We start from the raw sequence: 18,740 nt of genomic DNA on the forward strand, positions 1-18,740 counted from the left end.
TTCGAAATGCATCAAACGTTATTACGTAGCCATAACCATTAAACCTGTTCCTATGATACTTTACCGCAGCAGTGAGAACTACAATTTTTTGAAAAGTATCGCCATTTTACTACTACTTGTAATTTGTAAAAGATCAGGCGCACAGCCTTTAATTGATCTTTCAAAATTTGATAAAATGAGTGGCGTTTCGGTAAAGGCATCAAAGCAACTGATAAATATTAATTGGCCTGCAGGTAAAGTTGGAGATGGAAAATTAATTCTGGATCTGGAGCAAGCAATGCCCTTATTTAAAAGCATTGGCTTAAGCAAAGGCTCAAACTTTAAGGAAATCGCTTCGGGGCTTGATCCTGCTTACATTCTTACAATTGGCAAAAGAACCTTAGACCCTAAAAGCGGTGGCTGGGATGTCTTTTTTGACAGGGTTCCATTAAAGCCATATCAATCTTATCCGGTTGAGTTTAATAAGCATTCCGCAAGTGTTATTAGCTCGGGTTCCCACACAATCATCCGGATTTCTGATATGCACGCATCAACATTTAAGGGTGCTCTCGAGATAACCCTTTACAATGGTTCCCCGTTGTTTAATGTAGCTGCAGTAATGGCTACAGAAGCCGATTCTACTGCTATCCTTTACGATGCCGGCCTTGTAAGTAAGGGGCAAACCTGGCAAAATATATCCTGGGCCAATGTAAAGAATGAGTTGCAGACAACCCCGGTAAAGCAAGAAAAAGCGGCAATAAATCAGGAAGTAAAATACCGTACCATTATAGGGCAAAGTAAAAAGGGCAGCCTTGCGTTGTTTCCACCGCCACACCAGTACTTCTATCCACTTGATGAGGCGTTTAATTTAAAGTTCACCTGGTACGGGCAAAATTATGGCGGCAAAATTCCTGGGTTTGGTATAGGTATCCGGCAGGATCCTCTTGGAGATAAGCGATATGTGCCCTGGTTTAACGCGCCTCCTGAAACCCTTCAGCGATTAAACTTTTTTTGCCTTATTGGTGCCGAAGCACCAGCTCAAATTTTAGAAGAGGTCAAAAAATTTACACATGGCGATACTTATGTTCCTATACCGGGACATAAAACTATGGCCAGCCATTTTCATAATGAGTTTATAATGGATGTGGTTTTGAAAGGACTGCCCGTTCCCGAAAATCCTGAATTTAAAGAAGTATTTAAAAAGACAGGTGTAAATATTGTGCACCTGGCCGAATTTCACGGTCCGGGCCATCCTCAAGGCCCGGATGAAGAACGCCTGAAAGAGCTGCATGCACTTCATGAACAATGTGCGCGTCTGTCTGATGATGATTTCCTGCTCCTGCCTGGCGAAGAACCTAATAACTTTTATGGTGGCCATTGGCTAAGCTTCTTCCCTAAACCAGTTAACTGGATCATGTCGAGGAAGGAAGGTACGCCATTCGTTACAACTGATCCGATGTATGGAAAGGTGTACCGAATAGCCAATAAAGATGAGATGTTGAAGCTGCTGGAAATGGAAAACGGCCTCGCCTGGACTGCCCATGCCCGCACAAAAGCATCTACCGGCTATCCTGATGCTTATAAAGATGAATCGTTTTATAAATCTGCAACTTTTATGGGTGCTGCCTGGAAAGCAATTCCTGCCGACCTGTCGTTGCCAACGTTGAGCAAGCGGGTGCTTAATCTTTTAGACGATATGTCAAACTGGGGATTGAAAAAGCACGTCATTGGCGAATCGGACATTTTTTCGATTACTCAACAAAACGAGATGTATGCACACTTGAATGTAAATTATCTGCAGTTGGATAAACTTCCGGATTTCAAGGATGGCTGGAAACCGGTGCTTGATGCTATGCGCCAAGGGAGATTTTTTGTTTCTACAGGCGAGGTACTACTTCCGGATTTTACTGTCAATGGTAAAAAATCAGGCGAGATTGCTCAGGTTGATCGTTCAGGAGTAACTAAAGTTGTGCTGTCGGCAAACTGGACCTTCCCTTTAAGTTTTGCAGAAATAATTTCAGGAGATGGCAATAAAGTTTACCGCGAAAGGGTAAACTTAAATTATACAAAAGCCTTCGGCAAAAGTAAATTTGAATTTAAAGCCAATATGAAGGGCCGTAAATGGGTAAGGATTGAGTTGTGGGACATAGCAGCAAACGGTGCCTTTACACAACCGGTTTGGTTACAGTAAAAAGTTTTGAGTTTTGAGCAGAATTTTGAAATAAAAAAGCCGCTTTACGCAAGTAAAGCGGCTTTAGTAGCCCGTAGGGGAATCGAACCCCTGTTTCAAGAATGAAAATCTTGCGTCCTAACCCCTAGACGAACGGGCCATTTTTAAAGTTTTCGGTGTAAACCGTTCCCTTTGTTTTGGGATTGCAAAGATAACCGTTTCATCATTATTTAAAAATAAATTTTTATAAAAAATTTAACAGGCTGATTTCCAATGCAAAATTTTATCCTTAACAAACAAAAAATACGCTTAATCATTTATAAATGCTATATCTGCAAGGTATATTTATAGAAGTTCTGTATCTGCCTGATGCTGTCATAAGTAAAAACCAACATGCATGAAAAAATATGATGCTATAATTATTGGATCGGGGCAAGCCGGCGCGCCGCTTGCAAAGAAACTTGCCCAAGCCGGAAAAAAGACATTGATAGTTGAAAAGAGGGTGTATGGAGGCACTTGTATAAACGATGGTTGTACCCCAACCAAAACTATGGTAGCAAGTGCACGCATGGCCTATTTGGCAAGTAAATGTAATGACATGGGCGTTACCATAAAAGGCTACAAGGTTGATATGCGGCAGATTAAAAAGCATAAAGACGAGATAGTCCTTAAATCCCGTAACGGCAGCCAGCAGGCTGCCGAAAGCACAGAGAACCTTGATGTGCTTTTTGGCGATGCAACTTTCACGGCTGCTAAAACCATAAAAGTAGCTACAAAAAAAGGGGATGTTAAAAAGTTTTCGGCTGAACTTATTTTCATTAACACAGGTGGTAAACCTGTAATACCACATGATATACAAGGTATTGATGATGTCAATTATTTAACATCAACCAGCATTCTTGAACTTGAAAAAGTGCCGGAGCATTTGCTGATAATTGGTGGAAATTATATAGGCCTTGAGTTTGCACAAATGTTTGCGCGTTTTGGCAGTAAGGTTACCATTATTGAACGGTCGGAGCGCATACTTGCGCACGAGGATGAAGATATATCCATGGAAATGACACGCATTTTGCAACAGGAAAATATCACGATCCATACCAGTGCAAAAGTTACCCGCTTCAAGCAAAAATCAAGTGAAAAAATAACCTCGTTTGTGAAGATTAGTGATAGTGAAGAAAAAATAAAAAGCAGCCATGTACTGCTTGCAATAGGCCGGAAACCCCAAACAGATACGCTTGGGCTTGATAAAGCAGGTGTAAATACCGATGAAAAAGGTTTTATAAAAGTTAATGATAAACTGGAAACCAATATTGAAGGCATTTATGCCCTGGGCGATGTAAAAGGCGGCCCGGCGTTTACGCATATTTCTTACAATGATTATACAATAGTTTACCGTAATTTATTTGAAGGCGAGAATTTAAGCACTAATGACCGGCCTGTACCTTATTGTATGTTTACCGACCCTGAGCTTGGCCGTGTGGGAATAACTGAAACAGAAGCAAAGCAAAAGGGATTGAATTATAAAGTTGCCAAGCTCCAAATGTCGCACGTGGCAAGGGCTATTGAAACAGGCGATACACGAGGCTTAATGAAAGCAGTGGTAGATGCGGATACCCGTGAAATTTTAGGTGTCGCGATTGTTGGTACAGAAGGCGGCGAGATCATGAGCGTGCTGCAAATGGCTATGGAGGGCGGTATTACTTATGACCGGATAAGATACTGTGTATTTGCACACCCAACCTATTCCGAATCGTTGAACAATCTTTTTATGGCCCTGGAAGATTAGTAGTATTTATGATAAAGGTAGAGCATCTGGTAAAGTCTTTTGGTGCAGTAAGGGCTGTTGATGATATTTCTTTTGAAATTGCGCAGGGCGAAACGCTCGCCCTGTTGGGTACAAGCGGATGCGGGAAAACTACTACCCTTAAAATGCTTAACCGCTTAATTGAGCCGGATGCCGGATCAATATCCATAAATGGCAAGGATGTCTTTGAACAATCCGCAGAAAACCTGCGTCGGGGCATTGGTTATGTGCTGCAAAATAACGGACTGTTTCCCCATTATACCATTGCTGAAAACATAGCACTTGTGCCCAATTTATTGAAGTGGGACAAGTCTAAAACAAGTGCCCGGATAAGGGAGTTGCTTGAAAAGCTGCATTTGTCTGATAATTTATTAACGGCCTACCCGAAAGAGCTGAGTGGCGGACAACAACAGCGGGTTGGCCTTGCACGTGCTTTAATAGCTAATCCACCAGTATTGCTTATGGATGAACCTTTTGGTGCATTGGATAACGTTACACGCTCAAAAATCCGGAAGGAATTTAAAGCGCTTGATGAGCTTGTTCGTAAAACAATCATCATGGTAACCCATGATGTGCAGGAAGCTTTTGAACTGGCTGATAAGATTGCGCTGATGCACCAGGGCAAGATCATACAAATTGGACTTCCGTCCGAATTGTTATTTAATCCAGTTAGCGATTTTGTAAGAGACTTTTTAAAAGATCAGCACCTGCAACTGGAACTTAAAGCAATTAAACTTGCGGATGTTTGGGATATATTACCAGCTAATGGAAGAAAAATAAATACATCGCTGTTGCCGGCATCTTCAGGTATTTGGGATGCGCTGGAAGGATTTAAGTTTTATCCGCGCGAAAGCCTTAACATACTTAACCAGCAAACAAAAGAAGTGCGCCCTGTTACTTTCGATCAGCTGATGACCGCCTATTCACATTATAAAAACCGACAGCCGCATGAATGAGCATCAGCAAACTTTATGGGGATTTATGCAGCAGCAAAGCGATAAATTGTTTGTACAAACGCTGCAGCATATCGGTCTTACTTTTATTTCACTGTTAATAGCTATAGTTATTGGCTTGCCATTAGGTGTTTATATAACCAGGAAAAAGCAATTATCAGGATTAGTGCTTGGCATTGCTGGTATTTTACAAACCATACCCAGTATAGCCCTGCTTGGCTTTATGATACCGGTACTGGGCATAGGCGCTAAACCAGCCATTGTGGCGCTTTTGCTTTACGCATTATTGCCTATCATACGCAATACCTATACTGGTATAACTGGTGTAGATAGCGCTGTTAAAGAGGCAGCTTTAGCCATGGGGATGAATAAGTGGCAGATACTATTCAAGGTAGAGCTGCCATTGGCTATGCCTGTTATACTGGCTGGCGTGCGTACAGCTACGGTTATTAATGTAGGTGTGGCCACACTGGCATCGTACATAGCAGCAGGTGGCCTTGGCGAGTTTATTTTTGGCGGGATATCGCTTAACAATACCAATATGATACTTGCCGGCGCCATTCCGGCGGCTTTTTTAGCTATCGTTTTTGATTCACTGCTGTCTTTGGTACAAAAGCTCAATTTTAAAAAGATTAAAGGCGTAGTTAAAGCTGCTCCTGTTATACTTTTGTTATTATCATGTTTTTACTTGATCCCTTCGGCATATGGTAGTAAGCTTACGGCTGGTTTTACACCGGAGTTTATGGGCAGGCAGGATGGTAACCTGGGCTTGGTAAGCAGGTACGGATTGAAGATTCATACTATTGTGATCAGCGATGCTGTGATGTATAAAGCCGCACAGGAAAAAGAGCTTGACGTGATAAGTGGCTACTCAACCGATGGGCGCTTAAAGGCGTATGACCTTATAGTGCTTGATGATGATAAAAATATCTTTCCGCCATATTATGCGGCTCCAATAGTACGGGAAGATGCTTTACAAAAGTTTCCTGAGTTGGAAAAGACCCTCAATTTATTGTCTGGCCTAATAAATGATTCGGTGATGACGGATTTAAACTATCGTACCGATTATCTTCACCAAACGCCGGAAAGGGTTGCAAAAGACTTTTTAGTTGCTAAGGGGCTTTATAAAGCAAGCCGCAGCGGTAATGCCGGTATAATTCGTATTGGATCAAAAATATTTGGCGAGCAATACATATTAACCAATATTTACAGCATGCTGATAAAAGGCTACACCAATTATAATGTCGCCACCAAAACCGGGTTGGGTGGTACCAAAATTGTTTTTGATGCCATGACAAATGGCCAGATAGACATGTACCCCGAGTATACAGGTACCGGGTTGATGGCTATTTTACAGGCGGCGCCTGGTATTGTGCAAAAATTGCAGGCAAGCAAAGATAGTACTTACCAGTATGTTAAGGCCGAATTTAAAAAGCGCTATAATATTAAATGGTTAAAACCCATTGGCTTTAATAATGCGTATGCACTAATGATGAGAAAGCAGCAGGCGAATGAACTGCATATTAAAACAATTTCAGACCTTAAACGCTATTTAAGCAGTAATTGATAAGCAATGGATTTAGCCGACTGTTACAAAAAGGTACGCCAGCGAACTGAGCTGATTTGCGAGCCCCTGCAAACCGAAGATTATGTAGTGCAACCTGTGGTTGATGTTAGCCCCCCTAAATGGCACATTGGGCACACCACCTGGTTTTTTGAAACTTTTATACTAAAGCCGTATTATGCCGAATACCAGGAGTTTGACCCTAATTATAACTATGTTTTTAATAGCTATTATGAAGCCGTAGGTAACCGGGTTATCCGAACAGACAGGGGCAATTTGAGCCGCCCTACGGTTATTGACATTAAGCGCTATCGTAAATATGTTGACGATGCGATATTTAAATTTTTAGCCTGTGGCAATATCAGCAAAGATGTTGAAGAGCTGTTTATTCTTGGCCTTAACCATGAGGAGCAGCATCAGGAGCTATTGTTAACAGATATTAAATGCATTCTCGGTAATAATCCGCTGTTCCCGGCCTATTCGCATGATTACATATCTCCGAAAGCTGAAGGCATTGACGGAGGATTGATAAATGTTAATGAAGGCGTTTATGAAGTTGGTTTTTCAGGCGAAGGGTTTTGCTTTGATAATGAACTTAACCGCCATAAGGTTTACCTGAATGCTTTTGAGATCAGCCCCAATTTAACCACTAATGCTGAGTACCTTGAGTTTATAGAGGCGGGCGGTTATCATGATTTCCGTTACTGGCATGCCGCCGGTTGGGATTGGGTGAATACTAATAAAATAGAGGCGCCAATGTACTGGTATAACATCAACGGGCAATGGCATAATTATACTTTTCAGGGTTTGCAACCTGTTCACATGCATGATCCGGTTACTCATATTAGCTATTATGAGGCTTACGCCTATGCCTCATGGAAAGGCATGCGGCTGCCAACAGAATTTGAATGGGAAGTAGCTTCATCAAAGTTTAAATGGGGCCTGCGCTGGGAGTGGACGGAGAGCTCATACCTGCCTTATCCTGGTTTTGCCAAAGCTCCGGGAGCAATTGGCGAGTATAACGGTAAATTTATGGTAGGTCAAAAAGTATTGCGTGGCGCATCAGAAGCAACTCCGCCCGGGCATAGCAGGGCAACTTATCGTAATTTTTTTCAACCCGAACTGCGCTGGCAATTTACTGGCATACGTTTAGCTAAATAGCAATCTACCACTCACATTATACCTATGACAACCCAAATCTTAACAGAAACCCTACCAACTACCGGCAATAATTTGGACAATCAGTTTTATAAAGATGTTATTGCCGGATTAACAGCCAAGCCTAAGCACCTGGATTCAAAATATTTTTATGATGCGCAGGGCGATAAACTTTTTCAGGAGTTGATGAACTGTGATGAGTATTATCCTACTAATTGCGAGATGGAGATATTTACCACTCAAACAGAAAGGATATGTAAGGCGCTTATAGATAATGGGGACGTTTTTGACCTGATAGAACTTGGGGCAGGTGATGCAAAAAAATCAATAAAACTACTGGAATACTTGATTCATAATAAGGCCGATTTCACCTATCTGCCAATAGATATTTCTGAAAATGTGATATCTTATCTTAATGTTACTTTGCCGGCTACCCTGCCTGGGATAAAAATAGAAGGCTTGAATGGCGAGTACTTTAAAATGCTAAAAAAGGCGGCCTCCCTATCAAAAAGACGTAAAGTAGTCATGTTCTTAGGCTCAAACATCGGAAATATGCCTGTAACAGATGCAAAAGCTTTTTGTCGCGAATTGCGTAATCATTTATCTCCAGGAGATATGGTATTGATAGGTATTGATCTTAAAAAACACCCGGCTACGGTTCTTGCAGCTTATAATGATAAAGAAGGCATAACCAGGCGCTTTAATTTAAATTTATTAGAGCGGGTCAACCGAGAGCTGCAAGGTAATTTTATTATAGAGCGATTTGATCATTATGCTACTTATGACCCTGAAACGGGCGCATGCAAGAGTTATCTGATAAGTCTTGATGATCAGGAAGTGGTGGTGGGTGATCAAACTATCAGCTTTTTAAAAAACGAATATATCTACATGGAGATATCTCAAAAGTATAACGTTAATGAAATAAACATAATGGCCAATAAAGCCGGCTTTAAACCAGCCAAAAGCTTTTTCGATAGCAAAAACTGGTTTATTGACGCGATATGGACAGCTGTTTAATTGCCATCTTTACTGTTCAATTTATTTAATAATGAAATAGCAAAGTCATTCAGGTTTTTAATGGCCAATCCTATTTGCCAGTTACTACGATTGCGTTTTTCTACATAATTTGATATAGCCCTTATTTGCATACAAGGCACATTGGCTTCTCGGCAGGCATAAAAAAAAGCAGCACCTTCCATGCTCTCAATCCCAACATTATGCCGTTGCTGTAACTTTGATATAGACGCCTCATTGCCATGAACGGTATTAACAGTTATTGCTGTAGCTTTTTTTACGTGGGGCGTTTGTGTAAAATCAATAATATTTGCAGTAGCATTAAAAAGGCTTTCTCCAAAACCTAACTGGCTTATTGATAAAAAGTTTTCATCGTCTTCAGCGCCAAGCTCGGCAAGGTTATCCTCTATAATTTCAACAATATCACCAAGTGGTATAGTTCTGTCAAAGCTGCCGGCAATGCCTAAGTTTACAGCAAGGTCATATTTATTTATTGATAACTCTTTACCAAGGGTGTAAGCTGTTGCAACCATACCTACGCCGGATATGATAAGTTTAAACTTGTTGGTACTAAGCTCTGAGCCGGTGGGTGGCAAGTTTAAAAGGGCTGACTTTAAACTTTTTACTTCAAAAGGCGTTGCCGCAACAAACAATACTCGCATAGCTTATATTTTTGCATGCTAAGTTAAAACAACTGGCCTGTTTTTGTTTTGTATATTTGCACCATTAATTGTTATGATGATATACATTACGCGCCGAGAGCATTTTAACGCGGCACACCGCATGTACCGCGAAGAATGGAGCGCAGATAAAAACTTTGAGGTTTTTGGAAAATGCGCCAACCCAAACTGGCATGGGCATAATTATAACCTATTTGTGACTGTAAAGGGCGAGGTTACGCATGCTACCGGATACCTTATTGACCTGAAAGAGCTTAAGCAGATTATTAATGAGCATGTTATAGAGAAGCTTGACCATAAGAACATTAATAAGGATGTTGATTTTATGGCGGGTAAAATGGCTTCTACCGAATTACTTACCATTGAAATATTTAACCAGTTGAAGGGGCCAATTGAGGCATTCGAAGGGGTGTTTTTACACTCGGTTAAATTGTACGAAACAGAAAATAACTCTGCCGAATACTTTGGCGGTTAAACCATTATAAATGATAAATGACAAAAATATCCCTGACAGGGATGCTGGTATTAATGGATACCAAAAGGTAGATCGCTATAACCCCGAACTGATAAATAACCTATCCGGGCATTATTATGAGGTGCTTAAAGAGATAGGTGAAAACCCCGAGCGCGAGGGCCTGTTAAAAACACCCGAGCGTATAGCCAAAGCAATGCTTTACCTTACACATGGATATGACCTGGATGCCAAAGAAATACTTACCTCTGCCATGTTTAAGGAAGAGTATAGCCAGATGGTTATTGTAAAAGATATTGAAGTATACTCGATGTGCGAGCATCATATGCTGCCTTTTTTTGGTAAGGCACACGTAGCGTATATACCCAACGGCTATGTGGTTGGGTTAAGTAAAATACCACGCGTGGTTGATGTGTTTTCGCGCAGGTTGCAGGTTCAGGAAAGGTTGACCAATGAGATACGCGACTGTATACAGCAAACGCTTAACCCTATTGGGGTAGGTGTGGTAATAGAGTGCCGCCATTTATGTATGAGTATGCGAGGCGTACAAAAGCAAAACTCGGTTACTACAACATCAGCTTTTACCGGCGAATTTTTAAAAGAAAAAACAAGGACAGAATTTTTAAACCTTATCTCGTCAAGAATAAGTTAATAGCGATGGGCGATTGAGTGGTTATAATCAACTATCCACCAATCAACTAAATCAACCAATTACTAACAAATGAAAGCTTATATTTTTCCGGGCCAGGGTGCCCAGTTTCCGGGAATGGGTAAAGACCTTTACGAGCAAAACGAACAAGCTCGAGAGCTATTTGAAAAGGCAAATGACATCTTGGGTTTCCGCATAACAGATACCATGTTTGAAGGTACTGAAGAAGACCTGAAGCAAACTAATGTGACACAACCTGCTATATTCCTTCATTCAGTAATTCTGGCCAAAGTAATGGGTGATGAATTTAAACCCGAAATGGTTGCCGGGCATTCATTAGGGGAATTTTCAGCCCTGGTAGCTTCAGGAGCACTGGCATTTGAAGATGGGCTTAGGTTGGTAGCCGCACGTGCAAACGCCATGCAAAAGGCCTGCGAAATACAACCCGGCGCTATGGCTGCTATTTTGGCCTTAGATGACTTTACGGTTGAAGATATCTGCCAGCAGCAAACAGATGTAGTGGTGCCTGCCAATTACAACTGCCCCGGGCAATTGGTAATATCTGGTACAGTAGCCGGTGTTGATGCTGCCTGCGAAAAAATGACGGCTGCAGGTGCAAAACGTGCTATGAAACTAAATGTAGGCGGTGCTTTTCATTCTCCATTAATGGAAGCTGCACGTGTAGAGCTTGAAGCAGCTATAGTGAAAACAGAGTTTAAAGAGCCGGTTTGCCCTGTTTATCAAAATATTGATGCCAAGCCATATACTAATATTGAGCATATTAAGCATAACTTGATTGCCCAGTTGACCGGCCCGGTACGATGGACACAAACCGTAGAGCATATGCTTGAAGATGGTGCAACCTCGTTTACTGAGGTTGGCCCTGGGAAGGTATTACAAGGTTTGGTAAAAAAGGTCAATCGTGAGGTGGCTACAGCAAGCGCCACTTTATAAATAACGCATAAAGCCATTGCTTAGCAATGGCTATTTAAATTAATAGGAGCCGAAGCTTTGTCTACCGCCGGAAAAATACGTGTATTATTATGTTTGTTGTTTGCCAGCTTGCTATTTACAGCAATAGCTATTGAAAACACCTATACACCGGCCAATAATTTAGTACAAACCGCCCGGTTGCTTGAGAAAAACCTTCACCAAAAAGAGGCCATAGTATATGGCTTGCTTAACAATCCGCAAAAATTTAATGAAATTAGCCGGCTGCGTAATAATCCTGAAAAGGCTTTACAATACATCGATGAATATACCCTTAATAAACGCATCTGGATACTTGTATATAAAAACGATGTTTTAAATTACTGGACTGGAGCCAAAATAATACCAGCTAATGCCACCCGCTTAAAAGAAGGTGCCTCATTTATTAGGCAACCCAACGGGTATTATGAAACCATAAAGAAAACTCAGGGTAAAATATCAATTATATTTTTCATTCCTGTTAAAGCTAATTACGCGTTTACCAACGAGTATCTTGAAAATGTTTTTACGCCAGATCTTACAACAGATAAAAATATAGCCATAGCCGATTTTACCGATAAAGAAATATATCCTGTACATGATATTAATGGCGTTTATCTGTTTTCGCTAAAGTTATTGAAGGGCGTTAATCACAGGTTTTTTTATTTAGTTGCCAGCTTTTGGGTAGTTGCCATATTAACGCTTTGCCTGCTTATAAATAATATTGCAAACTATCTGGCAAAAAAAAACAAAGTATATCTGGCTTTATTGTTTTTATCTGCCTTTATTGTATTATCAAGGTTTATTAACCTGCATTTTGGGTTACCGGGCTTTACAAAAGAGTTATCGCTTTTTAATCCGCAGGTATATGCATCAACGCCGCTCTTTAAATCGCTTGGAGATTTTTGTATAAATATATTGTGCCTGTTATGGTTTATTTGCTTCACCTATGTTTATCGTAACAAACTTATACCTCATATTTCCAATCAAAAATTAAGCTATGTAATTTTTGCTGCCTTAATGGGCATACTCATTTTTACAGCTGATGGCTTATTAAGAGTTTTTTATGGATTGGTTATTAACTCAAACATTAGCTTTGATGTTAATAACGTACTTAACCTTTCGGGTTTTAGCATTTTAGGTGTACTCATGCTGTGCCTAAGCTTCTTAATGTTTTTTTTATTGAGTGAAATAGTAATTACTATTTGTTTAAAGCTCAATATTCCATTGATGCGTCAGGGGGTAATATTTGTAATAACTATAATTGCTTTTACTGTTGTTACTACTTATTACCGGGAATTTAGCCTATTCCACTTGTTATGGATGACAATGGTTCTTATAAGAGGATATGCTTTCCTTTATTACGAAAGAAAGTTTACAGCAGGATCTTTTATAGCCATAATTTTGATATGCGCAGTAATCTCTTCTATTAAATTAAACCACTTTGAATCGATAAAAGAGCAACAATTACGTAAGGTATTAATACAAAGGCTTGAAACCCCTGATGATGAAACGGCTGATGGGTTATTTAAAAAAATAGAAAAAGAGATAATTATTGATCCGCTACTGATTAATTACTATAAAAGTGCAGATCATAGCAGCGATTACCTGGAAATGCTTTTACAAAAGAAGTATTTTGATAGGTATCTTTCTAAATACGATTTTAAAGTCCATGAGTATGATGTAAACGGTAACCCTATATCTGTAGATAAGAGCTATACGCTTGATATATTCAAGGATATGGTTATGTTAAGCTCATTTAAGGTGTCTGATTATTTTTACCGGGAAAATGAATCTTTTGGGTTTCAAAGTTATTTTGCCATGTTGCCGGTTATTGATAGTGGGAACAATTTAGGAACTATTGTTATAGAACTTAAATCGAAACCGTTATTGACGCCTGGCTCATTCCCGGATCTACTAATCGACCGCCAGGTAAAAAGCAGCAATGATGAGTTTAAAAATTACTCTTTTGCATTTTACTCTGATAACCGCCTTGTTGCGCAAAGTGGCACATTCGTTTATAGCATCCGGAATTCTGAGTTCAAAGGTAGGCTGAAACAATACACCACACAGTCTACCAGTAGTAATAAAGACGGCTTTTTTGATAGTTTTACCAGTTATAGCCATCTGTTATACCAGCCGAGCGAACGTAACCTTATTGTTGTAAGCCAGGAGAAGAATCCGTTTTTATCAAACCTTACCGCTCTTACCTTCTTTTTTGTCGTATTACTTGCTTTTAGTGCGTTTATATTGCTTATACGGCTGATATGGGTACGGGTAAAGATTTTAAACATCAATAACAATCGTATCAAATGGAGTTTTAAGGTTAATTTTGGTAGAATATTGTATCGCACACGCATACAGTTTTCTGTAATATTTGCAGTAGTAGTAACACTTATCCTGGTTGGTTTTATCACATTTTTTTCCATAAGCAAGCAATACCAGGCACAGCAGGATAAAATCATTCGGTCTAAGATTATGCAGATTGCCGCCGCTTTTGAAGTCGGGCCAATTAAGGAACATCTGCATTATATTACTGAACAAAACCGCATAAGCTTTGATGAACTGGCTAATACCTATGCCGCCGACTTGTCATTATATGATTTAAATGGGGCGCTGTTACTAACTACCCAGCCTAAAATTTATGATTACGGTCTTTTAAACAGAAGGATTAACGGGCGGGCGTTTGCCGTTTTAAATGGGATGCAAAAATCTGAGTTTCTTAGCGAAGAAAGGATTGGTTTGCTTACCTACAAGGCTGCTTATACACCTATACGTAATTTAAAGCACGAAACTATTGCTTATTTACAACTGCCTTATTTTTCTAACACAGCAGATTACTCTGAGCGTATAGGAGCTTTACTTAATATCATGATCAATGTATACGCATTGGTTTTTATAGCCATTGGTTTATTTGCAATTGTTATTGCCCGCCAGATAACGGCCCCATTAAATTTTATACAATACAATTTGAGTAAAACCATTTATGGCAAAAAAAATGAACCAATAAAGTGGGAAAGGGATGATGAGATCGGGGCGTTAGTTAAGGAATATAATAATATGATTGCCGCATTGGAACACAGTGCGTTAAAACTTGCACAATCTGAAAGGGAAATCGCCTGGCGCGAAATGGCCAAACAGGTTGCTCATGAAATTAAAAACCCGCTTACGCCGCTAAAGCTTGGCTTGCAACTGCTTGAAAAATCATGGCGGGACAAAGACCCAAAGTTTGATCAGAAGTTTGAACGGTTTAGCAAATCATTTGTAGAGCAGATAGAAAGTCTTTCTTCCATTGCCTCAGAGTTTTCGGCTTTTGCAAAGATGCCTGATACAAGGATAGAGCGGTTAAATGTATTTGAGATACTAAACCAGGCTATAACCATTTTCAAGCAAATGGACAATGTGAATATTGTTTACCAATCCCTTGATACGCCTTTCTTTGTTGATGCCGACCGCGACCAGTTGTTGCGTTGTTTTAATAACCTACTTAAAAACGCTATTGAAGCGACACCTGAAGATAGAAAGTGCGAAATCGAGATAAATTATCTTATTACAACCAAAAATATCCTGCTCACTATAAAGGATAATGGTAACGGTATACCCGAGGCCATGCGTGAAAAGATATTTGAGCCAAACTTTACTACAAAAAGCTCAGGTACCGGCCTTGGCCTTGCCTTTGTTAAAAACTCAATAGAAAATGCTAATGGTAAGGTGTGGTTTGATACCATTACTAACCAAGGCACAACTTTTTATCTTAGCTTTCCGGCATCAACAAATCAGGCTGATTAATTAAGATGTTTTAACCGCAAATTAAAATTATACAAAACATTTTTAACCATGGTTTATTGATATTAAGAGCATCAATACTTACAGCTATGGAAAATCATGATCATACCGTACTCTTAGAAAAGCTGCTGGCTTGTGTTGCCGCATGCGAAAATTGTGCAACAGCCTGTTTAAACGAAGAAGATGTAAAGCCGATGGTAAGGTGCATAAGCCTCGACAGAGATTGTGCCGACATTTGTTCGCAGGCTGCAAGGCTGCTTCAGCGTAAATCTGAGTTAGCGCATCAATACTTACTGCTTTGCGAAGAAATTTGCCGTATGTGTGCCGATGAGTGCGGCATGCATGAGCACGACCATTGTCAAATTTGCGCCGATGCCTGCAGGCAGTGCGCAGAGGCTTGCCATGCACATCATGAAATGATAACGCAAGATTAACCCTATGAAAGCAATTGTGCTTAACTGCACGCTTAAACCTTCCCCGCAGCCGTCAAATACCGGGGCACTGGCAAAAGAAGTTATAGTTGAACTGGAGCGGCTTGGCGTAGAGGTGAACTTTATCCGTGTGGCAGATTATAATATCATTACGGGTATAAAATCTGATCTGGGAGATGGTGACAATTGGCCGGCAATACTGAAAGAGCTGTTGTCATCCGAAATACTTATTATAGCAACACCTACATGGATGGGCACCATGTCCAGCCAGGCGCTGAAGGTGCTTGAACGGTTAAACGGACTGTATCCCACCCGTGATGAACAAGGCAGACCAGTAACATTTAATAAGGTGGCGGGCTTTATAGTCACCGGTGCCGAGGATGGCGCACGGCATGTGGTTACGGAAATTGCCGGCGCTTTGATGGATGTAGGGTTTACTATTGCTCCTCAGTCATATACTTATTGGAACAATGGCCCCGGCCCGGGTGATAACTATCTGGAAAGTAATTATCGTAAAGACTGGTCGATAAAAACAGGTAGGGCTGCTGCTGAAAATTTAGTAGCTGTTGCCATAGCATTAAAACATACGCCTATTCCTCCCAACTCGCGGGATAAACAATAGCGGTTATATCATTACCTTTGCCGCATGATTGATGTTATCTTAAAGAAAGGTAAAGAGAAGGCGGTGCTGCAACGGCATCCCTGGGTATTTTCAGGGGCTATTGAGCATGTTAAGGGAAAGCCGGCTAACGGAGAAATTATACGTCTTGTTGACGCAAAAAAGTCTTTCCTGGCATACGGATTTTACAATGCTCAATCGCGCGTAGCCGTAAGGCTGCTGGAGTGGGATGAAGATACAACTATTAATGACGATTGGTTTCGGAATAAAGTAAGGATGGCTGTTGCCAGTCGCTCTGCCATATTAAATGATGGGCAAACAGATACCTGCCGTTTGATTTTCAGCGAATCAGATTATCTGCCAGGACTTATAACAGATAAATACGCCGATCACCTTGCCGTACAAGTGTTGACCACAGGCATGCAAAATGCTATGCCTATAATTATAGATGAACTAACGCAATTACTTAAGCCAAAAAGTATTTTTGATAAAAGCGATGCTGCATCGCGTGCGCATGAAGGGCTTGATACCATTAACGCGCTATTATATGGCACCCCACCGCCCGCACTGGTGCTGGTTAAGGAAAACGGCATTACCTATGGTATCAATATAGCAGAGGGGCAGAAATCAGGCTTTTACTGCGATCAGCGCGATAACCGGCATATCCTGGCCAGGCATACCAAAGGGAAAAAAGTGTTAGATTGCTTTTGCTATACAGGTGGCTTTACACTTAATTGTTTAAGTAACCAGGCGGCATCAGTAACAAGTGTAGATAGTTCTGCCCTGGCTATTGAAACACTTCAGGAAAACATCCGCCTGAACAACTTTGGCGAGGCTAACCACTCTGCAATCAAATCTGATGTTAATGTGCAGTTAAGAAAATTTAAAGAGGACAACGAAAAGTTCGATATCATTGTACTGGATCCGCCTAAATATGCTCCATCGCGCTCAGCATTAGATCGTGCATCTCGTGCTTATAAAGACCTTAACCGCTTAGGGATGCAGTTACTTAACAGTGGCGGTTTGCTGGCAACATTCTCCTGCTCGGGGGCTATGGATATGGAAACATTTAAGCAGGTTTTGGCGTGGGCCGCGCTTGATGCAGGTAAACAGGTACAATTTATTTATCAGTTTACACAACCCGAGGACCACCCCGTACGTGCATCATTCCCGGAAGGTGAGTATCTTAAAGGATTGCTTTGCAGGGTTTGGTAGTACGCTTTTATTTAAAACGGCAAAGCAACCTGTTAACCTTATTAGCACGGATAACAGGTTGCTTTGCTAATTCATTACTGCTTATTGCAATGATATAGATATGCAGGAAATTTATAGTAAAATCAATCCAGGCTGATCTGACGTTTAATGCTTTCTTCCAGCGATATAAATGTTTCGGTGCGTTGTATACCTTTAACACTTTGTATCTGTTCGTTCAATACTTCGCGCAGGTGATTGGTATCATGGCATACTATTTTGGCGAAAATGCTCCAACTGCCGGTAGTATAATGCAATTCAACAATTTCAGGCACTTTCTTTAGCTGCACAACAGCCTCGTTATATTGCGAACCTTTTTCTAAAAATATCCCTAAGAAAGCAGTAACATCGTATCCCAGCTTTTGGGGGTTAACTTCAAGACTGGCGCCTTTAATTACACCCATCTCTTCCAGCTTTTTCATACGTACGTGTATGGTCCCGCCTGATACAATTAGTTCTTTAGCGATTTCTGTGTAGGGAGTGGTTGCATTTTTCATCAAAATTGATAAAATCTGTATATCAAGATTATCAATTTCTAAATTTTGAGGTTTCCTGTGAGGCATAATTTTAAATATCTATATTCAAATACAAGTTTAATTAAAATTAAAATAAAAATAAAAATATATTGTTGAAATATTTGCAAGAAATTGTCAGGTCTTTTACTTTTGTAATAAGCAAATAGGAAATGCTTAACGTTCTTTAACAAAAACAACATACTGTTGGGTGGTGAAATTTTTGGCAGACACACCTCCTTGTCCCGGTGGCGGAGATTATGGGAAACCCGAAGCGGGCTAACTACTCCTTGAAGGTTCGAACCCTTCCCCAACAGCAAGTTCTAAGTCGGAAGTATTAGTTCGGAGTCGAAAGTGGACTTTAGACTAATGACTCAACACTGAAAAACTTAAACACTGTAGGATGGTGAAATTTTTGGCAGACACACCTCCTTGTCCCGGTGGCGGAGATTATGGGAAACTCTTAGCGATAAGAATAACCACTCCTTGAAGGTTCGACCCCTTCTCCTACAGCTCTTCTCATAATTTAGGTTTATAATTGGTTAGTAAAGGCCCCTGCCCATCAGGGGCTTTACTTTTTTAAAGACTTTTGTAGATTGATTGAATAATTACAAGTATTAATAACGGAGTTAGGAAGCCACCTGGTAAATTAAATGCTTCACGATATCTTTTGGTGTAAATAAAAAAAAGCCCCGATTAACGGAGCCTTTGGTTTATAACTGATTAGTT

The 18,740-nt window shown here is 40.4% G+C and carries 15 protein-coding genes and 2 tRNA genes; 14 read left to right on the forward strand and 3 right to left on the reverse strand.

All coding sequences use genetic code 11. The features are described from left to right. The first annotated feature begins 52 nt into the window (after positions 1 to 52). Positions 53 to 2,170, forward strand: coding sequence for a hypothetical protein (locus ACFQZX_RS18620; protein WP_377118249.1), 2,118 nt, complete (start codon positions 53 to 55; stop codon positions 2,168 to 2,170). 67 nt (positions 2,171 to 2,237) lie between these two features. Here ACFQZX_RS18620 and ACFQZX_RS18625 read toward each other — a convergent pair. Further along, positions 2,238 to 2,309 (reverse strand) — tRNA-Glu (locus tag ACFQZX_RS18625). A gap of 237 nt (positions 2,310 to 2,546) precedes the next feature. Here ACFQZX_RS18625 and lpdA point away from each other — a divergent pair. The 5 genes from lpdA to ACFQZX_RS18650 are packed head-to-tail and all read left to right on the forward strand — an operon-like array spanning position 2,547 to position 8,645. Beyond that, positions 2,547 to 3,935: a dihydrolipoyl dehydrogenase gene (gene lpdA / locus ACFQZX_RS18630; protein ID WP_377118251.1), complete on the forward strand. Its 1,389-nt coding sequence runs from the start codon at positions 2,547 to 2,549 to the stop codon at positions 3,933 to 3,935. Positions 3,936 to 3,943: 8 nt separating this feature from the next. Beyond that, positions 3,944 to 4,909, forward strand: a complete 966-nt coding sequence (locus ACFQZX_RS18635) for an ABC transporter ATP-binding protein (RefSeq protein ID WP_377118253.1) — start codon at positions 3,944 to 3,946, stop codon at positions 4,907 to 4,909. Beyond that, positions 4,902 to 6,473, forward strand: coding sequence for an ABC transporter permease/substrate-binding protein (locus ACFQZX_RS18640; RefSeq protein ID WP_377118255.1), 1,572 nt, complete (start codon positions 4,902 to 4,904; stop codon positions 6,471 to 6,473). Before ACFQZX_RS18635 ends, ACFQZX_RS18640 begins: the two co-directional genes overlap by 8 nt. 6 nt (positions 6,474 to 6,479) lie before the next feature. Next, complete coding sequence (egtB, locus tag ACFQZX_RS18645) at positions 6,480 to 7,631, forward strand: ergothioneine biosynthesis protein EgtB (RefSeq protein ID WP_377118257.1); 1,152 nt, start codon at positions 6,480 to 6,482, stop codon at positions 7,629 to 7,631. A gap of 24 nt (positions 7,632 to 7,655) precedes the next feature. Beyond that, positions 7,656 to 8,645 (forward strand): L-histidine N(alpha)-methyltransferase, encoded by a 990-nt coding sequence (locus ACFQZX_RS18650; protein WP_377118259.1) that lies wholly within the window; start codon positions 7,656 to 7,658, stop codon positions 8,643 to 8,645. Here the strand turns inward: ACFQZX_RS18650 and mqnB are convergent. Next, entirely contained in the window at positions 8,642 to 9,304 is a 663-nt protein-coding gene (mqnB, locus tag ACFQZX_RS18655) for a futalosine hydrolase (protein WP_377118261.1), read from the reverse strand. The genes ACFQZX_RS18650 and mqnB overlap by 4 nt on opposite strands. A gap of 76 nt (positions 9,305 to 9,380) precedes the next feature. Here mqnB and ACFQZX_RS18660 point away from each other — a divergent pair, with 76 nt between their 5' ends. The 7 genes from ACFQZX_RS18660 to ACFQZX_RS18690 all read left to right on the forward strand — a co-directional run bounded on the left by ACFQZX_RS18660 (position 9,381) and on the right by ACFQZX_RS18690 (position 17,463). Then, positions 9,381 to 9,797, forward strand: a complete 417-nt coding sequence (locus ACFQZX_RS18660) for a 6-pyruvoyl trahydropterin synthase family protein (RefSeq protein ID WP_377118625.1) — start codon at positions 9,381 to 9,383, stop codon at positions 9,795 to 9,797. A 10-nt stretch (positions 9,798 to 9,807) separates the two neighbouring features. After that, positions 9,808 to 10,446 carry a GTP cyclohydrolase I FolE gene (gene folE, locus ACFQZX_RS18665; protein ID WP_377118263.1) on the forward strand — a complete coding sequence of 213 codons (639 nt, stop codon included), beginning with the start codon at positions 9,808 to 9,810 and terminating at the stop codon, positions 10,444 to 10,446. Positions 10,447 to 10,515: 69 nt separating this feature from the next. Then, positions 10,516 to 11,397, forward strand: a complete 882-nt coding sequence (gene fabD / locus ACFQZX_RS18670) for an ACP S-malonyltransferase (protein WP_377118265.1) — start codon at positions 10,516 to 10,518, stop codon at positions 11,395 to 11,397. Positions 11,398 to 11,505: 108 nt separating this feature from the next. Beyond that, complete coding sequence (locus tag ACFQZX_RS18675; protein WP_377118267.1) at positions 11,506 to 15,201, forward strand: sensor histidine kinase; 3,696 nt, start codon at positions 11,506 to 11,508, stop codon at positions 15,199 to 15,201. 86 nt (positions 15,202 to 15,287) lie between these two features. Further along, positions 15,288 to 15,632, forward strand: coding sequence for a four-helix bundle copper-binding protein (locus ACFQZX_RS18680; protein WP_377118269.1), 345 nt, complete (start codon positions 15,288 to 15,290; stop codon positions 15,630 to 15,632). Between the two features lie 4 nt (positions 15,633 to 15,636). Further along, positions 15,637 to 16,251 (forward strand): flavodoxin family protein, encoded by a 615-nt coding sequence (locus tag ACFQZX_RS18685; RefSeq protein ID WP_377118271.1) that lies wholly within the window; start codon positions 15,637 to 15,639, stop codon positions 16,249 to 16,251. Between the two features lie 24 nt (positions 16,252 to 16,275). Next, positions 16,276 to 17,463 (forward strand): class I SAM-dependent rRNA methyltransferase, encoded by a 1,188-nt coding sequence (locus ACFQZX_RS18690; RefSeq protein WP_377118273.1) that lies wholly within the window; start codon positions 16,276 to 16,278, stop codon positions 17,461 to 17,463. 122 nt (positions 17,464 to 17,585) lie between these two features. On the opposite strand, the gene ACFQZX_RS18695 is transcribed toward ACFQZX_RS18690, so the two are convergent. After that, positions 17,586 to 18,062 carry an Lrp/AsnC ligand binding domain-containing protein gene (locus ACFQZX_RS18695; RefSeq protein ID WP_377118275.1) on the reverse strand — a complete coding sequence of 159 codons (477 nt, stop codon included), beginning with the start codon at positions 18,060 to 18,062 and terminating at the stop codon, positions 17,586 to 17,588. Between the two features lie 154 nt (positions 18,063 to 18,216). Between ACFQZX_RS18695 and ACFQZX_RS18700 the strand changes: the two genes are divergently transcribed. Next, positions 18,217 to 18,328 (forward strand) — tRNA-Asp (locus ACFQZX_RS18700). The last annotated feature ends 412 nt before the right edge of the window (positions 18,329 to 18,740 follow it).

The sequence above is a fragment of the Mucilaginibacter litoreus genome (assembly GCF_042676805.1).
Classification (GTDB): Bacteria; Bacteroidota; Bacteroidia; order Sphingobacteriales; family Sphingobacteriaceae; genus Mucilaginibacter; species Mucilaginibacter litoreus.